The sequence below is a fragment of the Paragemmobacter straminiformis genome, assembly GCF_014243445.1.
GTDB classification, from domain to species: Bacteria; Pseudomonadota; Alphaproteobacteria; order Rhodobacterales; family Rhodobacteraceae; genus Paragemmobacter; species Paragemmobacter straminiformis.
In genome coordinates this window covers 14,036-30,669 of sequence record NZ_JACLQD010000006.1, presented here as the reverse complement: position 1 = coordinate 30,669, position 16,634 = coordinate 14,036, and the positions used below count along the sequence as shown (strand labels likewise).

The following is a 16,634-nucleotide window of genomic DNA, read 5'->3' as shown; positions in this document are numbered from 1 at the left end:
AGATGAGCAAGCGTTTCACGGCGCGGTCCTTTGCGCGAAGAAGTGGTCGGTGGGGCCGTGGCCCTGACCCACGGTCAGGCGGTCGGCCCCGCGGATTGCGCCGAGGGTATAGGCCTTGGCCGCTTTTGCGGCGGCAAGCGGGTCGCCTGTCAGCGCAAGGTGGGTGGCAAGTGCTGCCGAGAGCGTGCAACCGGTGCCGTGCGTGTTCCGCGTCGCGATGCGCGGGGCGCTGGACCAGTCTCTGGCGGTGGCCGAGAGGAAGAGGTCGGGGCTGTCCGCGCCCGCCAGATGCCCGCCCTTGAGGAAGACCGAGCGCGGGCCGAGCGACAGCAGCGCCGCCGCCTGCGCCTCCATCTCTTCGGGGTTTTGCGCTTCGGGCAGGGACAGCAGGTCGGCGGCTTCGGGCAGGTTCGGGGTGATGACCGTGGCTATGGGCAACAGCGTCTCGCGCATCGCGGCGACCGCTTCGGTGGCGAGCAGGCGGTCGCCACCCTTGGCGACCATCACGGGGTCGACGATGACGGGCAGGCCGCGCCGGGCGAGTTCGGCAACCACGGCGGTGATGATCTCGGCCGTGCCGAGCATGCCGATCTTGACCGCATCGACGCGGATATCGTCAAGGATCGCCGCGATCTGGGCGCGGATGAAGGCGGGGCGGACGAGTTCCACATCCCGCACTCCGCGCGTATTTTGCGCGGTAAGCGCGGTAATGACCGCCATGCCATAGCCGCCATTGGCCGAGATGGCCTTGAGGTCGGCCTGTATCCCCGCGCCGCCCGAAGGGTCGGAGCCTGCGATGGACAGGATGTTCGGGATCATGCCTGCCCCCATGCGGTGACAAGGGCGCGGGTGGCGGTTTCGGGGTCGGCGGCTGCGCTGATCGCCGAGACGATGGCCAGTCCTGCGCAGCCTGCGGCCTTAAGCGCTGCGACATCCCCCTGCCCGATGCCGCCGATGGCGACGGTCGGCACGGGCGACTGCGCGGCAATGCGGGCCAACCCGTCGAAGCCGAACGGGGCGGCAGCGTCCGGCTTTGTCGCCGTGGCGCGGATCGGGCCTGCACCGATATAGTCGATGCAATCCGGCGGGATGGCGGCAAGCTGGGCTTCTGTCTCGATGGAAAGGCCAAGGATCTTGCCAGCGCCCAAGGCCGCGCGGACGGCTTCCGGATCGCCATCGCCTTGTCCCATGTGCAGCCCGTCCGCCCCCGAGGCGAGGGCGACGGACAGGCGGTCGTTGATGACGAGCGGCACGCCCGCCGCGCGGCAAAGGGGCAGAAGGCGCAGGGCCTGCGCCGTCATCTCGGCGTCGGACACATTCTTGTCGCGCAGTTGCACGATACCCACCCCGCCCCGGAGCGCGGCGAGGACGAGCGCATCCTCTGCCCCGTCGGGGGTGACGAAATATACCGAAAGGTTCATGCTTGCGTGACCCTGGCCCGGGCCGACACCTCGGCAGGGGTCAGGTTCGCCAAGGCATCGACGAAGGCCGTGGCAAAGCTGCCCGGACCCTTGGCCGTGGCAGCGGCGCATTCGCCGGCAAGCCCGTAATAGGCCAGCGCCGCAACTGTCGCTTCGAGCGGCGGTTGGCCGACGAGGAAGGCCCCGACGATTCCTGTCAGCGAACAGCCAAGCGCGGTCACAAGCGGCATGGTGGCGTGGCCGTTGGCGATGTGGAAAGCGCGTGTGCCATCGGTGACGAAATCGACCGCGCCCGTGACGGCGACGACCGATCCCGTGGCGCGGGCAAGGGTGCGCGCGCCCGCCTCGGCCTGCCCGACGGCATCTGCGGCGTCAACGCCCTTGCCCGCAGCGCCAGCACCGGAGAGGGCGAGGATTTCGGACGCATTGCCCCGGATCACCGTGGGTTTCAGCGCGACGAGCGCCGCCGCCGTCTCGCGCCGGAAGGTCGTCGCCCCTGCGGCGACGGGGTCGAGCACCCAAGGGGTGCCGCGCGCGCTGGCGGTCTTTGCGGCGAGCAGCATCGAGCGGACCCAAGCCCCGCTCAGCGTGCCGATGTTGATGGTCAACGCGGGGGTGAAGCCTGCGAATTCGGCCACCTCTTCCTCGGCATGCACCATCGCGGGCGAGGCGCCTGCGGCCAGCATGACATTCGCCATGACGTTCATCGCCACGTAATTCGTGATGTTCTGCACCAAGGGCGCGTTGCGCCGCATCGTTGCAAGGTTCTGGCCCCAATCGGTCATTCCATTCTCCGGTTCAGGGGCGTTGGAATGACGGGATGCCAGCCGGATTCGGGTGGCACACGCGACTTCCTCCGCCAGCATTATCTGGTTCAGGTTCAAAGGGTGCTTCTCAGCCCGCATGCGCGGACGCCCCTGTCACGGGGCCTGTCTAGAACAAGGGCTGACCGGCTTCCAGTGCGAAATGGCTTGGCGTGACGGGCCACCCGTTGCGGCGGGCGGGGGGAAGCGGGGCGGAAAAGGTCTGGCAGCCAGAGGCCGGCGTCAGGGGCGAGAGGGGGGCAGCCGACCCTGATCCCCCCCGTTCTTCGCCCGCAAGATCCTGAAATCCGGGTGCTGCGTTCGGCTTTTGCGCCGGCTGCGGGCGGGGCTTTGTGATCTGGGGGCTTTCCCTTGGCCCTGAAGCCGTGCAATGCTCGCGTTGGTTGTATTTGTGCGTGCGGTATCGAGTTGCTTGTGGAAGAGTTCATTACGCGCTGGAAGGCGTCGGGCGGGAGCGAGCGGGCCAATTTCCAGACCTTCGCGAATGAATTGTGCGACGTGCTGGGCCTGCCCAAACCCGCACCCGCGACCGAGGCGACGCGCGCCAATTCCTACTGCTTCGAGCATCCCGTCACCTTCATCCATACCGGCGCGCAATCGCGCGGGTTCATCGACCTTTACCGTGCCGGCCATTTCGTGATGGAGGCCAAGCAGGGCACGGGCGCCGCCGCCCTGCCTGACGAGGCCCAGCCCGGCCTGCTGCCCGATCTGCCCGGACCCCTGCGCAAGGGGCATGGCGCGCGCGGCACGAGGCGGTGGGACGACACGATGCTGCGCGCCCGCAATCAGGCCGATGGCTATGCCCGTGCCGTGTCGCGTGCCGATGGCTGGCCGCCCTTTCTGCTGGTCGTCGATGTGGGCCATGTGATCGAGGTCTATGCCGATTTCTCGGGGCAGGGGCAGGGCTACACGCAGTTTCCCGACGGAAAGCGCTATCGTATCGCGCTCGAGGACCTGCGGACCGAGGCGGTGCGCGAGAGGTTGCGGCTGATCTGGACCGATCCGCAGGCGCTTGATCCGTCGCGGGTCGCGGCCGAGGTGACGCGCGAGGTGGCCGACCGGCTGGCGGCGCTTGGCAAGTCGTTCGAAGGGCAGGGCCACAAGGGCGAGGATGTCGCGCGCTTCCTGATGCGCTGCCTGTTCACCATGTTCGCCGAGGATGTCGAGCTGATCCCCGCGTCCAGCTTCTCGGACCTGCTCAAACGGTTGCGCGGCCATCCCGAACATGCGGCACCGGCCTTGACGGCGCTGTGGCAGACGATGAATTCGGGCGGCTTCTCGCCCGTGCTGATGACGGACCTCAAGCGGTTCAACGGGGGGCTGTTCAAGGAGGCCGAGGCGCTGCCCCTGAACGAGGTGCAGCTTTCGCTGCTGATCGATGCCGCCGCGCGCGACTGGCGCGAGGTGGAGCCTGCCATTTTCGGCACGCTTCTGGAGCGGGCGCTTGACGCGCGGCAGCGGCACAAGCTGGGGGCGCATTACACCCCCCGCGCCTATGTCGAACGGCTGGTGAACCCGACGGTGATCCAGCCCTTGCGGCAGGAATGGCTGAACGTGCAGGCCTCGGCGCTGATCCTTGCGGGGCAGGGGCAGGTCGATGGCGCGCGCGACATCGTCCATGCCTTCCACCGCCGCCTGTGCGAAATCCACGTGCTTGACCCCGCCTGCGGCAGCGGAAATTTCCTTTATGTCGCGCTTGAGCTGATGAAGCGGCTTGAGGGCGAGGTGACGGCGCTTCTGGCCGAGCTGGGCGAGGAGCAGACCGCGCTGCAACTGGCGGGCCATACGGTCGATCCGCACCAGTTTCTGGGGATCGAGGTCAACCCCTGGGCCGCTGCGGTGGCGGAACTCGTGCTGTGGATCGGCTATCTGCAATGGCATTTCCGCACCCACGGCAGCGCCAGCCCCGCCGAGCCGGTGCTGAGGGATTTCCACAATATCGAAAACCGCGATGCCGTGCTGGACTGGGATGACCGCCGCCCGCGACTGGATGCGGATGGCCAGCCCGTCACGCGCTGGGACGGGATCACGACCATTCCCCACCCCGTAACGGGCGAGGCCGTGCCGGACCCGCAGGCGCGGGTGCAGGTGTGGGACTACGTCAAACCCCGCCCCGCGGCCTGGCCCGAGGCGGATTTCATCGTGGGCAACCCGCCCTTCATCGGCGCAAGCCGGATGCGCGATGCGCTGGGCGACGGCTATACCGAGGCGATCCGCAAAGCCTACCCCCGCGTGCCGGACAGCGCCGATTTCGTGATGTTCTGGTGGGAGAAGGCGGCGCTTGCCGCCCGCGCCCACAAGGACGGGCGGGGCTGCCGCCGCTTCGGGCTGATCACCACGAATTCGCTGCGCCAGACCTTCAACCGCAAGGTGCTTGATGCGCATCTGAACGACCCGAAAACCCCGCTGGGGCTGGTTTTCGCCATTCCCGACCATCCTTGGGTGGATGCGGGCGAGGGGGCGGCCGTGCGCATTGCCATGACCGTGGCCGAAAAGGGCCGGATCACGGGCCGCCTGCTGACGGTGACGGCCGAGACCAAGACCGAGGAAGGGGCCGAGGGCCGCGACGTGACGCTGGCCGAGGCGCAGGGGACGATTCAGGCGGATTTGCGGGTGGGGGCGGATGTGGCGGGCGCCAAGGCGCTGCGGGCGAATGACAAGATATCGACCAGAGGCGTCATGCTCTTCGGAGCAGGATTTATCGTGACGCGGGAGCGAGCCAAGGCGCTTGGACTCGCGTCGAACCAAGAGGTAGCGCGGGTAATCAAAGACTACTGCAACGGCCGTGACTTGCTGGGAATCTCACGGAAGGTGATGGTAATTGACCTTTGGGGCTACTCGGAAGGCCAAGTCCAGTCGCGTGTGCCTACAGTTTTCCAGCATTTAAAAGATACCGTCTGGCCGGAAAGGCAGAGTAACAACCGCGAAAGTCGGAAACGGAGATGGTGGCTCTTCGGCGAACCGCTTGGCCCATTTAGGCCCGCGCTGGACGAAATCGGCAGATACATTGTCACCGTCGAGACAGCGAAACATCGTATCTTCCAGTTCCTCCCGGAGGGGACCTTGCCAGACAACATGCTGGTCGCAATTGCGAGTCCAGAGGCTTGGATCCTGTCGGTGCTGTCCAGCCGCTTCCACGTCGCTTGGGCGCTGACAGCAGGCGGCACCCTCGAAGATCGACCCCGCTACAACAAATCTCGCTGCTTCGACCCCTTCCCCTTCCCCGACCCGACCGAGGCGCAGAGGGCTGCCCTTCGCGCCTTGGGCGAGGAACTCGACGCGCATCGCAAGGAGCGGCAGAAGGCCCATCCGAAGCTGACCCTGACTGCCATGTACAACGTGCTGGAAAAGCTGCGCGCGGGGGAACGGATCGAAGGCAAGGATCGCGAGGTCTATGATCAGGGCCTGATCGGCCTGTTGAAGGACATTCACGACCGCATCGATGCCGCCGTCGCCGCCGCCTATGGCTGGCCCGCCGACCTGACCGACGAGGATATCCTGATCCGCCTTGTCGCGCTGAACCGCGCCCGTGCGGCGGAAGAGGCGCAGGGGATGGTCCGCTGGCTTCGCCCCGACTACCAGAACCCCGCCGGACGCGCCGCCGTGGCGACCGGCCAGCAGACCGCGCTGGACATCGGCCCCGCCGAAAGCACGGCAAAGGCGCCCTGGCCCAAGACCCTGCCCGAACAGATCGCCGCCGTCCGTGCCACGCTGTCCGACCTTGGCACCGCGACCCCCGAACAGGTGGCCCGCCAGTTCCTCCGCGCCCGTGCCGGATCGGTGCAACCGCTGCTCGAAAGCCTGAGCGCCCTTGGACAGGCCCGGATCGTCGAGGGCGGCCGCTTCGCCGCCTGAGCCGGGCCTTGCGGCGGCGGGCAAGGGGGGCGGCCCCTGTCTTGCACCTGTCCGCAGGGCGGCCCTGACCGGAAAGCGCCCGAAAGGCGGCGAAAGCACGTGAGGCAACCGCGCAAGACGCGGCGGCCCCGTTTTTTCGCCAAGGGTTCGGCGCGGGCCATGCGGACCCTTCCGGCGCGGCGCTTCGGCAAAGATCGCTTGACTTGGGGGCTTTGGTGATCCAGCGTCACAAGTAACGATCTGGTTACATACTTGGACCGAATGGACGCGGCAGATTACATCATCGTCGGAGGCGGCTCGGCCGGATGCGTGCTTGCCGCGCGGCTGAGCGCGGGCGGAGAGGCGCAGGTGCTGCTGCTCGAGGCGGGGGGGCAGGACAGGTCGGTCCTGTTCCACTGGCCTGCCGGTTTCGCGCGGATGACCAAGGGGATTGCAAGCTGGGGGTGGTCCACGGTGCCGCAGCGGCACATGCAGGACCGCGTGCTGTGGTACACGCAGGCGCGGGTCATTGGCGGCGGGTCAAGCATCAATGCCCAGATCTACACGCGCGGCAACCGGGGCGATTATGACGGCTGGGCTGCGGAATGCGGATGCGAAGGCTGGTCCTATTCCGAGGTGCTGCCCTATTTCCGCCGCGCCGAAGGAAACGAGCGCTTTGCGGATGCGTTCCACGGGACGGATGGCCCGCTTGGCGTGTCGATGCCACGGGCGACGCTGCCGGTCTGCGATGCCTTCGTGCGGGCGGGGCAGGGCTGGGGCATGCCCTACAACCCCGATTTCAACGGCGCGGCGCAGGCCGGTGTCGGCTTTTACCAGCTGACGCAGCGCGCGGCGCGGCGGTCCTCGGCGGCGGTGGCCTATCTGCGCCCTGCCGAGGCACGGCCCAACCTGAGGGTCAGAACGGGCGGGCAGGTGCGGCGCATCCTGATCCGCGCGGGGCGGGCTGTCGGGGTCGAGATGGTGGACGGTTCGGTGCTGCATGCCAGATGCGAGGTCATTCTGGCCGCAGGGGCCATAGGGTCGCCGCGTCTTTTGCAGCTTTCGGGGATCGGGCCTTCGGCGCACTTGGGCAAGGCCGGTATTCCGGTCGTGCATGATCTGGCCGGGGTGGGCGAGAATTTGCAGGACCATGTCGATCTGTGCGTGCTGGCCGAATGCACGGGGCCGCATTCCTATGACGGCATCCAGCGGCTGGACCGGACGCTGATGGCCGGCGTGCAGTATCTGCTCTACCGCTCGGGTCCGGTTGCGGCCTCGTTGTTCGAGACGGGCGGGTTCTGGTACGCGGACCCTGCGGCCGAGTGGCCCGATACGCAATTCCACCTCGGGCAGGGGTCGGGGATCGAGAAGGGCATCGCCGCCATCGACGGGTGGGGCATCACGCTCAATTCGGCCTATCTGCGGCCGCGGTCGCGCGGGACGGTGCGTCTGGGTTCGGACGATCCGCGGGCGGCACCGCTGATCGACCCGAATTACTGGTCGGACCCGCATGATCTGGACATGTCCTTGCGGGGGCTGGACATGGCGCGCGAGATCCTGCGCCAGCCGGAGTTGCGGCCTTTCGTTCGGCGCGAGGTGCTTCCCGGTCCCGGCCCGGGCGACCGTGCGGCGCTGTTCGACTATGCCTGCCGGATGGCCAAGACCGACCATCACCCCGTCGGCACCTGCCGGATGGGGCAGGACGAGATGGCGGTCGTGACCCCCGACCTGCGGCTACGGGGGATCGACGGGCTGCGGGTCTGCGACGCATCGGTCATGCCGCGCATCCCGTCCAGCAACACGAACGCCCCGACGATCATGATTGCCGAGAAGGCCAGCGACATGATCCTCGGGCTGCCACCGCTTCCCGAGATCCGCACGATGCCCCCGCAGGGCAGGGGCGGGCGGGGGTTTGTCTGAACCAGTCTGGAGAGCTGTGATGAAAGTCTACGGAATGCAGCATATCGGGTTCACCGTGCCTGACCTCGGGCAGGCGGTGGAGTTTTTCCGGTCGATGTTCGGGGCGGTGGAATGCCTTTCCACGGGTCTGATCGATGTCGATGACGACTTCATGCGCCGCAGGCTGGGCGTGCCGGGGCAATGCCGGATCGAGGATATCAAGGTGCTGCGCGTCGGCAACGGCACCAATCTGGAGCTGTTCCAGTATTCAGGCGATGCCGGGGCGGATGAAGCGCCGAAGCGCAACAGCCAGCCGGGCGGGTTCCATCTGGCCTTTCAGGTGGAGGATTGCAACGCGGCGGCGGACCGCCTGCGCAAGGCCGGGGTCGAGGTGCTGGACGGGCCGACCTATGTCGATGCCGGAGCGATGGAGGGGCTGACATGGTGCTATCTGAAAACGCCTTGGGGCCAGTTTCTCGAAATCGTCAGCATGGACGGCCCGCTGGGGGCCGAACGCAACGGGCAGCCCGCGCAATGGTCGCCCGTTACGGGCAGATGACGCCCGACCACCCGCCAAGACACCCGATCCCCGAAAGCACGGACCGCGATGCCCTTTGAAATCATCATTCCCGCCCGCCAGACCTTTGCCCTAGAGCCGTATGAGGATGCCAAGTTGCAGCCGGACGAGATCCGCGGGCGCACGCTTTGCACGCTGGTCAGTCAGGGAACGGAAATCGGCTGGGCCAATGGCGACAGCTTCCCGATCCGCCCCGGCTATGCGGCGGTGTTCGAGGTCGAGGAGGTCGGGGCTGCGGTCGAAGGCGTGCGCAAGGGCGAGCGGCGCTTTGCGATGGGCTGCCATCGCGGCACGCAGACCCATCGGGCGCAACATAGCTTGCCCGTTCCCGAAGGTCTGGCACCGGAGCGGGCGGTGCTAGCGCGTCTGGCGGGCGTTTCGATGACGACGCTGATGACGACGCGCGCGCGCGCCGGTGACCGTGTGGTCATCTGCGGTGCGGGTCCGGTCGGATTGCTGGCGGCGCATCTGTTCCGCATCGCCGCCTATCGCGTCACGCTGGTCGACCCCGATGCCTTGCGCCGAGGGCAGGCTGCCGCAAGCGGTATTGCCGATGTCCGCGCGGCGATGCCCTTGGACGATCCTGCCTGTCAGGGGCAGGTGGCGCTGGTCGTGGACTGTTCGGGCCATGAAGGGGCGGCGCTGGACGGGTGCCGCATCGTCCGCCGGACGGGCGAGGTGGTGCTGGTCGGCGTGCCGTGGCGCAAGCTGACGGAGCATTCGGCGCATGATCTGACCCATGCCGTCTTTTTCAACCATGTCACCCTGCGGTCGGGATGGGAATGGGAGCTTCCCCTGCATGGCAGGGACTTTGCGTGGGAAGAGTTGCTCGACGGCTACAACAACGCCGCGCATTCCATCTTTGGCGGCTTCGCGCGGGCGATGGACTGGCTGGCCGAGGGAAGGTTGCCGCTGGAGGGATTGATGCATCATGCCGCGCCCGACGATCCGGCGGCGCTTTACGCGCGCATCCTGTCGCGCGGGATCGAGGAACCTTTCATCCTGATCGACTGGGAAGGAGCCCGCAGATGATCGCGCATATGACCAGCCTTTCCGCCGCAGGTGCCTTGCGCCTGATGAACGCGGCCCTTGCGCAGGCGGCGGCCGAAAGACTTGTGGTTGCGGTCTGTGTCTGTGACGCGCAGGGACATGTTCTGGCCGCCGCGCGGATGGAGGGGGCCACGCCGCCCATTCTGGATTTTGCCCAAGACAAGGCCTTTACCGCCGCGACCATGCGGAAATCGACCCAAGCCTTTGCCGAGCGCATGGCGTCGAGCCAGTCGCTGAGCCTTGGCCTGTCGACGCGGGCGCGGCTTTTGACCTGGGGCGGGGGGCTGCCTGTGGTGCATGACGGGCAGGTGATCGGCGGGATCGGTGTGTCCGGAGCCAAGGATTTCGAGGATATCGCCTGCGCGCAGGCGGCCCTGTCCGAGGCGGGTCTGGGCTGGGAGCCCTGAGGTCAGGCCGAGACGAGGCGCAGGATCGTGTCGATGTTGAAGCGGAGCCGCTCTTCCAGCGCGTCCTTGGCCATCAGGTCGCGCTCGAACACGATGGAGCCGGTGAAGCGGTTGGTCAGGTAATAGTAGCCGATGGCCGCGATGGTGATGTTGAGCTGGACCGGATCGATTCCGGCGCGGAACACGCCCGCTTCGACGCCACGGTCAAGGATGGTTGCCACCATCGACACGAACTTGCGGCTGTAGACCTTGACCACCTCGGATTTCTTGAGGTGCTTGGCGCGGTGCAGGTTTTCGCTGTTCACCAGGGTGATGAACTCGGGGTTTTTGAGGTAGTAGTCCCAGGTGAAGCGGACCAGCCGTTCCAGCGCCTCTTTCGGGGCGAGGTGGTCGAGGTTCAGCTTCTGCTCGGCGGTGCGGATGTCGACATAGGCGTTTTCGAGGATGGTCTGGAAGAGGCCCTCTTTCGACTCGAAGTAGTGGTAGATCATCCGTTTGTTGGCGCGGGCCTTTTCGGCGATCACATCGACGCGCGCGCCGCCAAGCCCGTTCTTGGCGAATTCGCGCTTGGCGGCATCGAGGATGCGGGCCTTGGTCGCCTCGGCGTCGCGGGTGCGCGGCTTGCGCCCCGTGGCGGCAGATCCTGTCGTTTTCTCGTCAACTGGTTCCATGAACTGTCAGGCCCGTCCCGCCGTTTGCGCTAGCACCCTGCTTACACGGCCCGGGCCGATGTCGTCAAAGCGGAATCGAGATGCTTCGCCCCGTACGGCCAAACAAAATGCTTGACTTGAGGCGTCGCTAAAAAGTAACCAGTTAGTGCATTAGCGAGATCGTGCGCCATCGGTTCGGGCGCGGGTGCAATCGCTACCAGCTCGGCCACGGAACAGTGGTGTTGATGTGGGAATCAGGGAGGAAAACCAATGTCCACGTTCATCAAGGACTACATCGAACGCGAAACCATCAGCCGCCGGAACTTCCTGTTCGCCTCGGCTGCGGGCCTGACCACGGCGGCGATGCCGGGCGTTTTCGGCGCCGGCATGGCGCGCGCCGCGACCGATCCGGCCTTGGCATGGTCCTACCGTGACCGTGCGAGCGCCTATTGGAACGCCATCGTTTCGGGGGGCGAAGCCTTTACGGAATCCATCGGAAAGACGAAAGAGGACATGACCTCGTTGATCAACGAGGGGTCGTCCGAAAAGTCGCTGGCCGACATCAAAGCCTTCCTTGCCAAGAACAACGGCGCCTGCGCCATCGCCTGCGACGCCAATGACAGCCCGAACGCCCGCCCCGTGGCCGAAGCGGTTCAGGCCGCCGGTGGCTATGTCTCGACCATCTGGAACAAGACCGACGACGCCCATCCGTGGGACTTTGGCGACAACTGGGTCAGCCACATGACCTGGTCGGACGAGAAGCCTGCCGAGGAAACCGCCCGCATCCTGTTCGAGGCGATGGGCGGCAAGGGCGGGGTCGTCCATCTGGGCGGGATCGCGGCCAACAATCCGGCCATCGAGCGCCTGAACGGCCTGAAGAACGCGCTGAAGGACTATCCGGATATCGAGCTGCTCGACGCCCAGCCCGCCGATTGGGACACCACCAAAGCCGCGGAGCTGATGGCCAGCTTCCTGACGAAATACGGCGACAAGATCACCGGCGTCCACTGCGCCAATGACAACATCGCCTATGGCGTGATGGAGGCGCTGAAGGCCGAAGGCATCGAGGGCATGCCCATCGTCGCCTATGACGGCAACCCCGAAGCGGTGCAGATGGTCATGGACGGCCAGCTTCTGGCGACTGTCTTCACCAACCCGCACTGGGGCGGTGGCGTCACGCTGGCGCTGGCCTATCATGCGGCCATCGGCACCTTCAAACCGTCGGAAGAGCCGAACGAACACCGCGAGTTCTATGGCCCGACGATCCTTGTCACCGCCAAGGATGCCGCCGACTTCAAGGCGAAGTATCTCGACAACGTCCCGACCTATGACTGGAAGGATTTCTGGGGTCCGTCGAACGGCCAGATCGTCTACAAGTAAGTCTGAATGCCATCGGGGCGGCCGGTTTCCGGCCGCCCTTTTTTCCCCTTGCCGCAAGGGGTTGCACCGCCACGGGAGGACAGGGTGAAACGATTGATGACGCGCGAGAACGCGATCCGCTGGGCACCCATGCTGGTGCTGATAGGCCTTGTTATCCTGTTCACGGCGATCAATCCCGCCTTTCTGTCGCAACGCAATTTCGCCCGCATCGCCATTGCGGCGGCCCCTGCGCTGATGGTCGCGATCGGCGTAACCTTCATCATCGTGATGGGGTCCATAGACCTGTCGATGGAGGGGACGGTCGGGCTGACGGCGGTTCTGTTCTGTTTTGCCTTTCTTGCCACCGGCGGCACGCTGGCGGCGGGGGCCTGGGTGGCGATTCCGCTGATCCTGCTGCTTGGAGCCTTGATCGGGCTGGTCAACGGGCTTGTCCATGTCAGGCTGCGCATCCCGTCCTTTATGGCAAGTCTGGCCATCGGCTTCGTCGGCACCGGTGCCGCCGTGCTGGTGACGGGTGGCGACATCGTGAAGATCGACGACGACACTTTCCGCGCCTTGCTGACATGGCGGATCGCGGGCTTTCCGCTGATGATCTACGTTGTCGCGGCGCTTGCCCTGCTGGCATGGTTCATCCAGTCGCACACCACCCTTGGCCGCAATTTCTATGCTGTCGGCGGGGGCGAGGAGCTGGCGCATGCCTCGGGTCTGAATGTCCGCCGTGTCCGCATCATGGGCTTTGTGCTTGCGGGTGTGTTCTATGCGGTGGCCGGCATCCTTCAGGTCGCCAAGCTGGGGCAGGCGGAATCCGTCTCGGGCGCGAATTTCATGTTCATCTCCATCACCTCGGTCGTGGTGGGGGGGGTAGCACTTTGGGGTGGTATCGGCGGCATATGGAACACGGTGGTCGGCGTTCTGATCGTGAATGTCATCAACAACGGCATGGTGGTGATCGGCCTGCCCGATTTCCTGCAGGACGGGATGCTGGGGCTGCTGGTGATCCTTGCCGTGGTGCTGTCGACCGATCGCCGATCCATCAGCTTCGTGAAGTGAGGGCGCTGCCATGTATCAACTGAAGGCAGTCGAGAAGAAGTTTCCCGGCGTCCATGCGCTGAAATCGGTGGATTTCGAGATCAAGCGCGGCGAGATCGTGGGGCTGGTCGGCGAGAACGGCGCCGGCAAGTCCACGCTGATGAAGGTGATCTACGGCGCCTATCAGCCCGATGGCGGCACCGTCATGATCGACGGCAAGGCCGTGCGGTTCCAGAACCCGCGTCAGGCGATGGAAAAGGGCATCGGCATGGTGTTTCAGGAACAGTCGCTGATCCCGAACCTGACGGTGATGGAGAACATCTTTCTCGGCTACGAACAGCAGTTCGTCCGCCTTGGTGTCATCAACTGGAAAGCCATGTCTGCGGCCGCATCGAGGCAGCTTGCCAAGGTGAAGCTGGATATCGACCCTGCGACCGTCACCTCGGCCCTGTCTTTCGCGCAGCGCCAGCTGGTGGAGCTTGCCAAGGTGCTGACGCTGGAAGAGCGGGTGGACGGCGATCTTGTGATCTTGCTGGACGAACCGACCAGCGTTCTGGCCGAGGACGAGGTGAAGATGCTTTTCGCCATCGTCCGCGAGCTGACCAAGCGGGCGTCCTTTATCTTCGTCAGCCACCGGATGGACGAGGTGATGCAGCTATCGGACCGCATCTATGTGATGAAGGACGGTGCGGTTGTCGATGTGGTCCCCCAGGGCGGGGCGACGGTCGAACAGATCCAGCACAAGATGGTCGGGCGCAACGTCGATCGGGAATACTACCGCGAACAGCGGCAGAAACCCTATGACGCATCGAAAGTCCTGCTTCGGATGGACGGCGTCTCGTTGCCCGGCCGGATCAAGGATATCAGCCTGAAGCTGCATGCGGGCGAGGTGCTGTGTCTTGTCGGCACCGAGGGATCGGGGCGCGAGGCGATCTTGCGGACGATCTATGGCATGCGGACGCCGGTTGCCGGGACGCTGCAGATCAAGGGGCAGGCCGTGGCCTCGTTCAATCCGCAGGCGGCGGTTTCGGCGGGGGTCGGCTATGTGCCGCGCGAACGCAAGATCGAAGGCATCGTGGCCGGGATGAACGTGTTCGAGAACATGACCCTGTCGCAGATGGGGCGCTACAGCAGGGCGGGCGTGCTGAATGTGACGGCGGAGCGGGCGCTTGCGCGGGACTGGATCGCAAAACTGTCGATCAAGGCGCATTCGGAACTTGCCGATTGCGGCAACCTCTCGGGCGGGAACCAGCAGAAGGTGGTGCTGTCCAAGTGGCGGTCGGGCGGGTCGGATATCATGCTGCTCGACCATCCGACGCGCGGTCTTGATATCGGCGCCAAGGAGGACGTCTACGAGATGATCCGCGACATGTCGGATGACGGCGTGGGCGTGATCCTTGTGGCCGACACGCTCGAGGAGGCCATCGGCCTTTCGCACAGCATCATCGTGCTGAAGGACGGCGCCATCCAGCAAAGGTTCGATTGCCTGCCGGGCGCGAAGCCCACGCTTTTCGACCTTTTGCATTACATGATCTGACGGGGAACAAGATGGATCTGCAACGTCTCAAGCCGCATCTTCCGTGGATCACCCTGATCGTGCTGGTGGTCTTTGTCGGGATCACGGATTCGAACTTTCTGAAGCCGGCCAATCTTCTGGAACTGGCCGGAGACATCGTGCCGCTGTTCATCATGGCGCTGGGGCTGACCTTTGCCATCTACATCGGCGGCATCGACCTGTCGGCGCAGTCGATGGCGAATATGATCACCGTTGTCGCCTCGGTCTATCTGGCAAGCCTTGGGCTGTGGGTCGCGGTGCTGTGCGTGCTGCTCGGCTTCGGTCTGGGGCTGTTGTCGGGGTTCGTGACGACACGGCTTTTCGTGCCGTCGTTCATTTCCACGCTGGCTGTCGGGGGGGTCTGCTTTTCCGTGGCGCAATGGCTGTCGGGCAACCGTGCGCTGAACATGGATGCCGAGCAGCGCAACGCGCTTTTCGGCTGGATGATCGGGCGGACGGGCATCATTCCCAACGAGTTGTTCATCGCCGCCGGATTGCTGGCGCTGTGCCTGTTCATCGAGCGGCGCACCACGCTCGGGCGGGCGCTCAAGGCCGTGGGGGCGGGCGAGATGGCGGCGGCGGCATCGGGGCTGAATGTCACGCGCTACAAGATGCTGGCCTTTGCCATTTCGGGCGCCTTGGCCGCCGTGGCGGGGCTTTTGTTCAGCGTGAAACTGTCGGGCGGCGCGCCGACCATCGCCAACGGTTTCCTGCTGCCGGCCATCGTGGCCGTGCTGGTGGGGGGCACGCCGCTGACAGGTGGGGTGGGGGGCGTTCTGAACACGGCCATCGGCACGCTGATCGTGGCGGTCATCCGGGCATCGATGCTGTATTTCGGGGTGCAGGCGACCCAGCAGCAGATGGTCTTCGGGCTGGTGCTGATCGCAGCCATCGCGCTGACCATCGACCGCTCGAAACTCCGCACGGTGAAGTGACATGGGCAAGATGCTGGCCGCCGTTCTGGTGGAACCCAAGCGGTTCGAGTTGCAACGCGTCGAGATCCCTTCGGTCGGGCGGGACGAGGTGCTGATCCGCGTCACAAGGACCGGGGTCTGTGGCACGGATGTGCATATCTTCAACGGCCATTATGCCGCCGACCGGCTGCCGCTGGTTCCGGGACATGAATTCTGCGGCACGGTCGCGGTGATCGGGCAGGATGTGCGCCACCTGACCGAGGGGCAGGCCGTCGTCGCGGACATCAACATCGGCTGCGGCACCTGTTACTGGTGTCGCCGGAACGAGGTGCTGAACTGTCCGACGATGACGCAGATCGGCATCGGGCGGGACGGGGCCTTTGCCGAATATGTCGTGGTTCCGGCCCGTCTGGCCATTCCGGTTCCCGAGGGGATGCCTGCCGAATTGCAGGTGCTGGTCGAACCCGTTGCCTGCGTCGTCCGCGCGGCCCGCAAGGCGAGGGTCGGCTTTGGCCAGTCGGCGGTGGTGCTGGGGGCCGGTCCGATCGGGAACCTGCATGTGCAGATGCTGCGGCTGTGCGGCGCCGCGCCCATCATCGTGGCAGACCTGAACCGCGACCGCTGCCGCATGGCACTCGAGGCCGGAGCGGATGCCGCCGTCAGCGATCCGTCGCAGGTGAAGGCGGACGTGCTGGCGCGCACCGGCGGGCGCGGGGCCGATCTTGTGATCGAAAGCGTCGGTTCGCCGCGTCTTTACGCGCTTGCCTTCGAGCTTATCCGCAAAGGCGGGCATGTCGCTTTCTTCGGGATCACGGGTCCGGCGGAAACCGTGCCGGTCGATATCCTGCGCACGGTGCTTGAGGAAAACAGTCTCAAGGGCAGCGTGGCCGGCATGGGCGAGGATATGCATGACGCCCTGACCCTGCTGGCGCATGGACGGTTCCACACGGGGGCGTTTACCGGCGCGACCTATGCGCTCGACGAGATCCAGACCGCCTTTGACACGTTGGGCGAGCGTCCTTCCGATCTCAAGACGCAGATACGCATCGCCTGACAGGCGGATGGTTGACATTAAAGTAACCGATCAGTTACAC

General features: G+C 65.5%; 14 protein-coding genes and 1 riboswitch. Of the genes, 10 read left to right on the top strand and 4 right to left on the bottom strand.

Annotated elements, in window-relative coordinates; genetic code table 11:
- Positions 1 to 15 precede the first annotated feature (15 nt).
- From thiD to thiM, 3 genes are read right to left on the bottom strand one after another with little or no spacing between them, the layout of a single operon-like run.
- A complete protein-coding gene (gene thiD, locus H7F16_RS17635; protein ID WP_185798962.1) occupies positions 16 to 819 on the bottom strand; it encodes a bifunctional hydroxymethylpyrimidine kinase/phosphomethylpyrimidine kinase in 804 nt (267 codons plus the stop codon).
- A complete protein-coding gene (gene thiE / locus H7F16_RS17630) occupies positions 816 to 1,421 on the bottom strand; it encodes a thiamine phosphate synthase (RefSeq protein ID WP_185798961.1) in 606 nt (201 codons plus the stop codon). The genes thiD and thiE overlap by 4 nt, the downstream gene beginning before the upstream one ends.
- Positions 1,418 to 2,206 carry a hydroxyethylthiazole kinase gene (thiM, locus tag H7F16_RS17625; protein ID WP_185798960.1) on the bottom strand — a complete coding sequence of 263 codons (789 nt, stop codon included), beginning with the start codon at positions 2,204 to 2,206 and terminating at the stop codon, positions 1,418 to 1,420. Before thiM ends, thiE begins: the two co-directional genes overlap by 4 nt.
- A gap of 49 nt (positions 2,207 to 2,255) precedes the next feature.
- Positions 2,256 to 2,350: riboswitch (TPP riboswitch) on the bottom strand.
- A 309-nt stretch (positions 2,351 to 2,659) separates the two neighbouring features.
- On the opposite strand from thiM, the gene H7F16_RS17620 reads away from it, so the two are divergent.
- From H7F16_RS17620 to H7F16_RS17600, 5 genes are all read left to right on the top strand, one after another.
- On the top strand, positions 2,660 to 6,100 hold the full coding sequence (locus tag H7F16_RS17620) for a class I SAM-dependent DNA methyltransferase (RefSeq protein ID WP_338402025.1): 3,441 nt from the start codon (positions 2,660 to 2,662) through the stop codon (positions 6,098 to 6,100).
- Between the two features lie 261 nt (positions 6,101 to 6,361).
- Positions 6,362 to 7,999, top strand: a complete 1,638-nt coding sequence (locus H7F16_RS17615) for a GMC family oxidoreductase (protein WP_185798958.1) — start codon at positions 6,362 to 6,364, stop codon at positions 7,997 to 7,999.
- A gap of 19 nt (positions 8,000 to 8,018) precedes the next feature.
- A complete protein-coding gene (locus H7F16_RS17610; RefSeq protein WP_185798957.1) occupies positions 8,019 to 8,537 on the top strand; it encodes a VOC family protein in 519 nt (172 codons plus the stop codon).
- A 48-nt stretch (positions 8,538 to 8,585) separates the two neighbouring features.
- Positions 8,586 to 9,587 (top strand): MDR/zinc-dependent alcohol dehydrogenase-like family protein, encoded by a 1,002-nt coding sequence (locus tag H7F16_RS17605; protein WP_185798956.1) that lies wholly within the window; start codon positions 8,586 to 8,588, stop codon positions 9,585 to 9,587.
- Positions 9,584 to 10,012 (top strand): GlcG/HbpS family heme-binding protein, encoded by a 429-nt coding sequence (locus H7F16_RS17600; protein ID WP_185798955.1) that lies wholly within the window; start codon positions 9,584 to 9,586, stop codon positions 10,010 to 10,012. Before H7F16_RS17605 ends, H7F16_RS17600 begins: the two co-directional genes overlap by 4 nt.
- A 2-nt stretch (positions 10,013 to 10,014) precedes the next feature.
- Here H7F16_RS17600 and H7F16_RS17595 read toward each other — a convergent pair whose 3' ends face one another.
- Positions 10,015 to 10,683: a TetR/AcrR family transcriptional regulator gene (locus H7F16_RS17595; protein WP_185798954.1), complete on the bottom strand. Its 669-nt coding sequence runs from the start codon at positions 10,681 to 10,683 to the stop codon at positions 10,015 to 10,017.
- A gap of 249 nt (positions 10,684 to 10,932) precedes the next feature.
- Between H7F16_RS17595 and H7F16_RS17590 the strand changes: the two genes are divergently transcribed.
- From H7F16_RS17590 to H7F16_RS17570, 5 genes are all read left to right on the top strand, one after another.
- Entirely contained in the window at positions 10,933 to 12,042 is a 1,110-nt protein-coding gene (locus tag H7F16_RS17590; RefSeq protein ID WP_185798953.1) for a sugar ABC transporter substrate-binding protein, read from the top strand.
- 96 nt (positions 12,043 to 12,138) lie between these two features.
- Entirely contained in the window at positions 12,139 to 13,092 is a 954-nt protein-coding gene (locus H7F16_RS17585; RefSeq protein ID WP_241741508.1) for an ABC transporter permease, read from the top strand.
- 10 nt (positions 13,093 to 13,102) lie between these two features.
- Complete coding sequence (locus H7F16_RS17580; protein ID WP_185798951.1) at positions 13,103 to 14,608, top strand: sugar ABC transporter ATP-binding protein; 1,506 nt, start codon at positions 13,103 to 13,105, stop codon at positions 14,606 to 14,608.
- Positions 14,609 to 14,619: 11 nt separating this feature from the next.
- Positions 14,620 to 15,561 carry an ABC transporter permease gene (locus H7F16_RS17575; RefSeq protein WP_185798950.1) on the top strand — a complete coding sequence of 314 codons (942 nt, stop codon included), beginning with the start codon at positions 14,620 to 14,622 and terminating at the stop codon, positions 15,559 to 15,561.
- Position 15,562: 1 nt separating this feature from the next.
- Positions 15,563 to 16,594 (top strand): zinc-dependent alcohol dehydrogenase, encoded by a 1,032-nt coding sequence (locus H7F16_RS17570; protein WP_185798949.1) that lies wholly within the window; start codon positions 15,563 to 15,565, stop codon positions 16,592 to 16,594.
- Positions 16,595 to 16,634: the final 40 nt, after the last annotated feature.

What these genes read in the sequence shown, in the direction of transcription:
- H7F16_RS17600 (WP_185798955.1), top strand. Translation starts at nt 9,584, where the DNA reads ATGATCGCGCATATGACCAGCCTTTCCGCCGCAGGTGCCTTGCGCCTG.
- H7F16_RS17585 (WP_241741508.1), top strand. Translation starts at nt 12,139, where the DNA reads ATGACGCGCGAGAACGCGATCCGCTGGGCACCCATGCTGGTGCTGATA.
- thiD (WP_185798962.1), bottom strand. Translation starts at nt 819, where the DNA reads ATGATCCCGAACATCCTGTCCATCGCAGGCTCCGACCCTTCGGGCGGC.
- H7F16_RS17580 (WP_185798951.1), top strand. Translation starts at nt 13,103, where the DNA reads ATGTATCAACTGAAGGCAGTCGAGAAGAAGTTTCCCGGCGTCCATGCG.
- H7F16_RS17595 (WP_185798954.1), bottom strand. Translation starts at nt 10,683, where the DNA reads ATGGAACCAGTTGACGAGAAAACGACAGGATCTGCCGCCACGGGGCGC.
- H7F16_RS17590 (WP_185798953.1), top strand. Translation starts at nt 10,933, where the DNA reads ATGTCCACGTTCATCAAGGACTACATCGAACGCGAAACCATCAGCCGC.
- H7F16_RS17610 (WP_185798957.1), top strand. Translation starts at nt 8,019, where the DNA reads ATGAAAGTCTACGGAATGCAGCATATCGGGTTCACCGTGCCTGACCTC.
- thiE (WP_185798961.1), bottom strand. Translation starts at nt 1,421, where the DNA reads ATGAACCTTTCGGTATATTTCGTCACCCCCGACGGGGCAGAGGATGCG.
- H7F16_RS17575 (WP_185798950.1), top strand. Translation starts at nt 14,620, where the DNA reads ATGGATCTGCAACGTCTCAAGCCGCATCTTCCGTGGATCACCCTGATC.
- H7F16_RS17615 (WP_185798958.1), top strand. Translation starts at nt 6,362, where the DNA reads ATGGACGCGGCAGATTACATCATCGTCGGAGGCGGCTCGGCCGGATGC.
- thiM (WP_185798960.1), bottom strand. Translation starts at nt 2,206, where the DNA reads ATGACCGATTGGGGCCAGAACCTTGCAACGATGCGGCGCAACGCGCCC.
- H7F16_RS17605 (WP_185798956.1), top strand. Translation starts at nt 8,586, where the DNA reads ATGCCCTTTGAAATCATCATTCCCGCCCGCCAGACCTTTGCCCTAGAG.
- H7F16_RS17570 (WP_185798949.1), top strand. Translation starts at nt 15,563, where the DNA reads ATGGGCAAGATGCTGGCCGCCGTTCTGGTGGAACCCAAGCGGTTCGAG.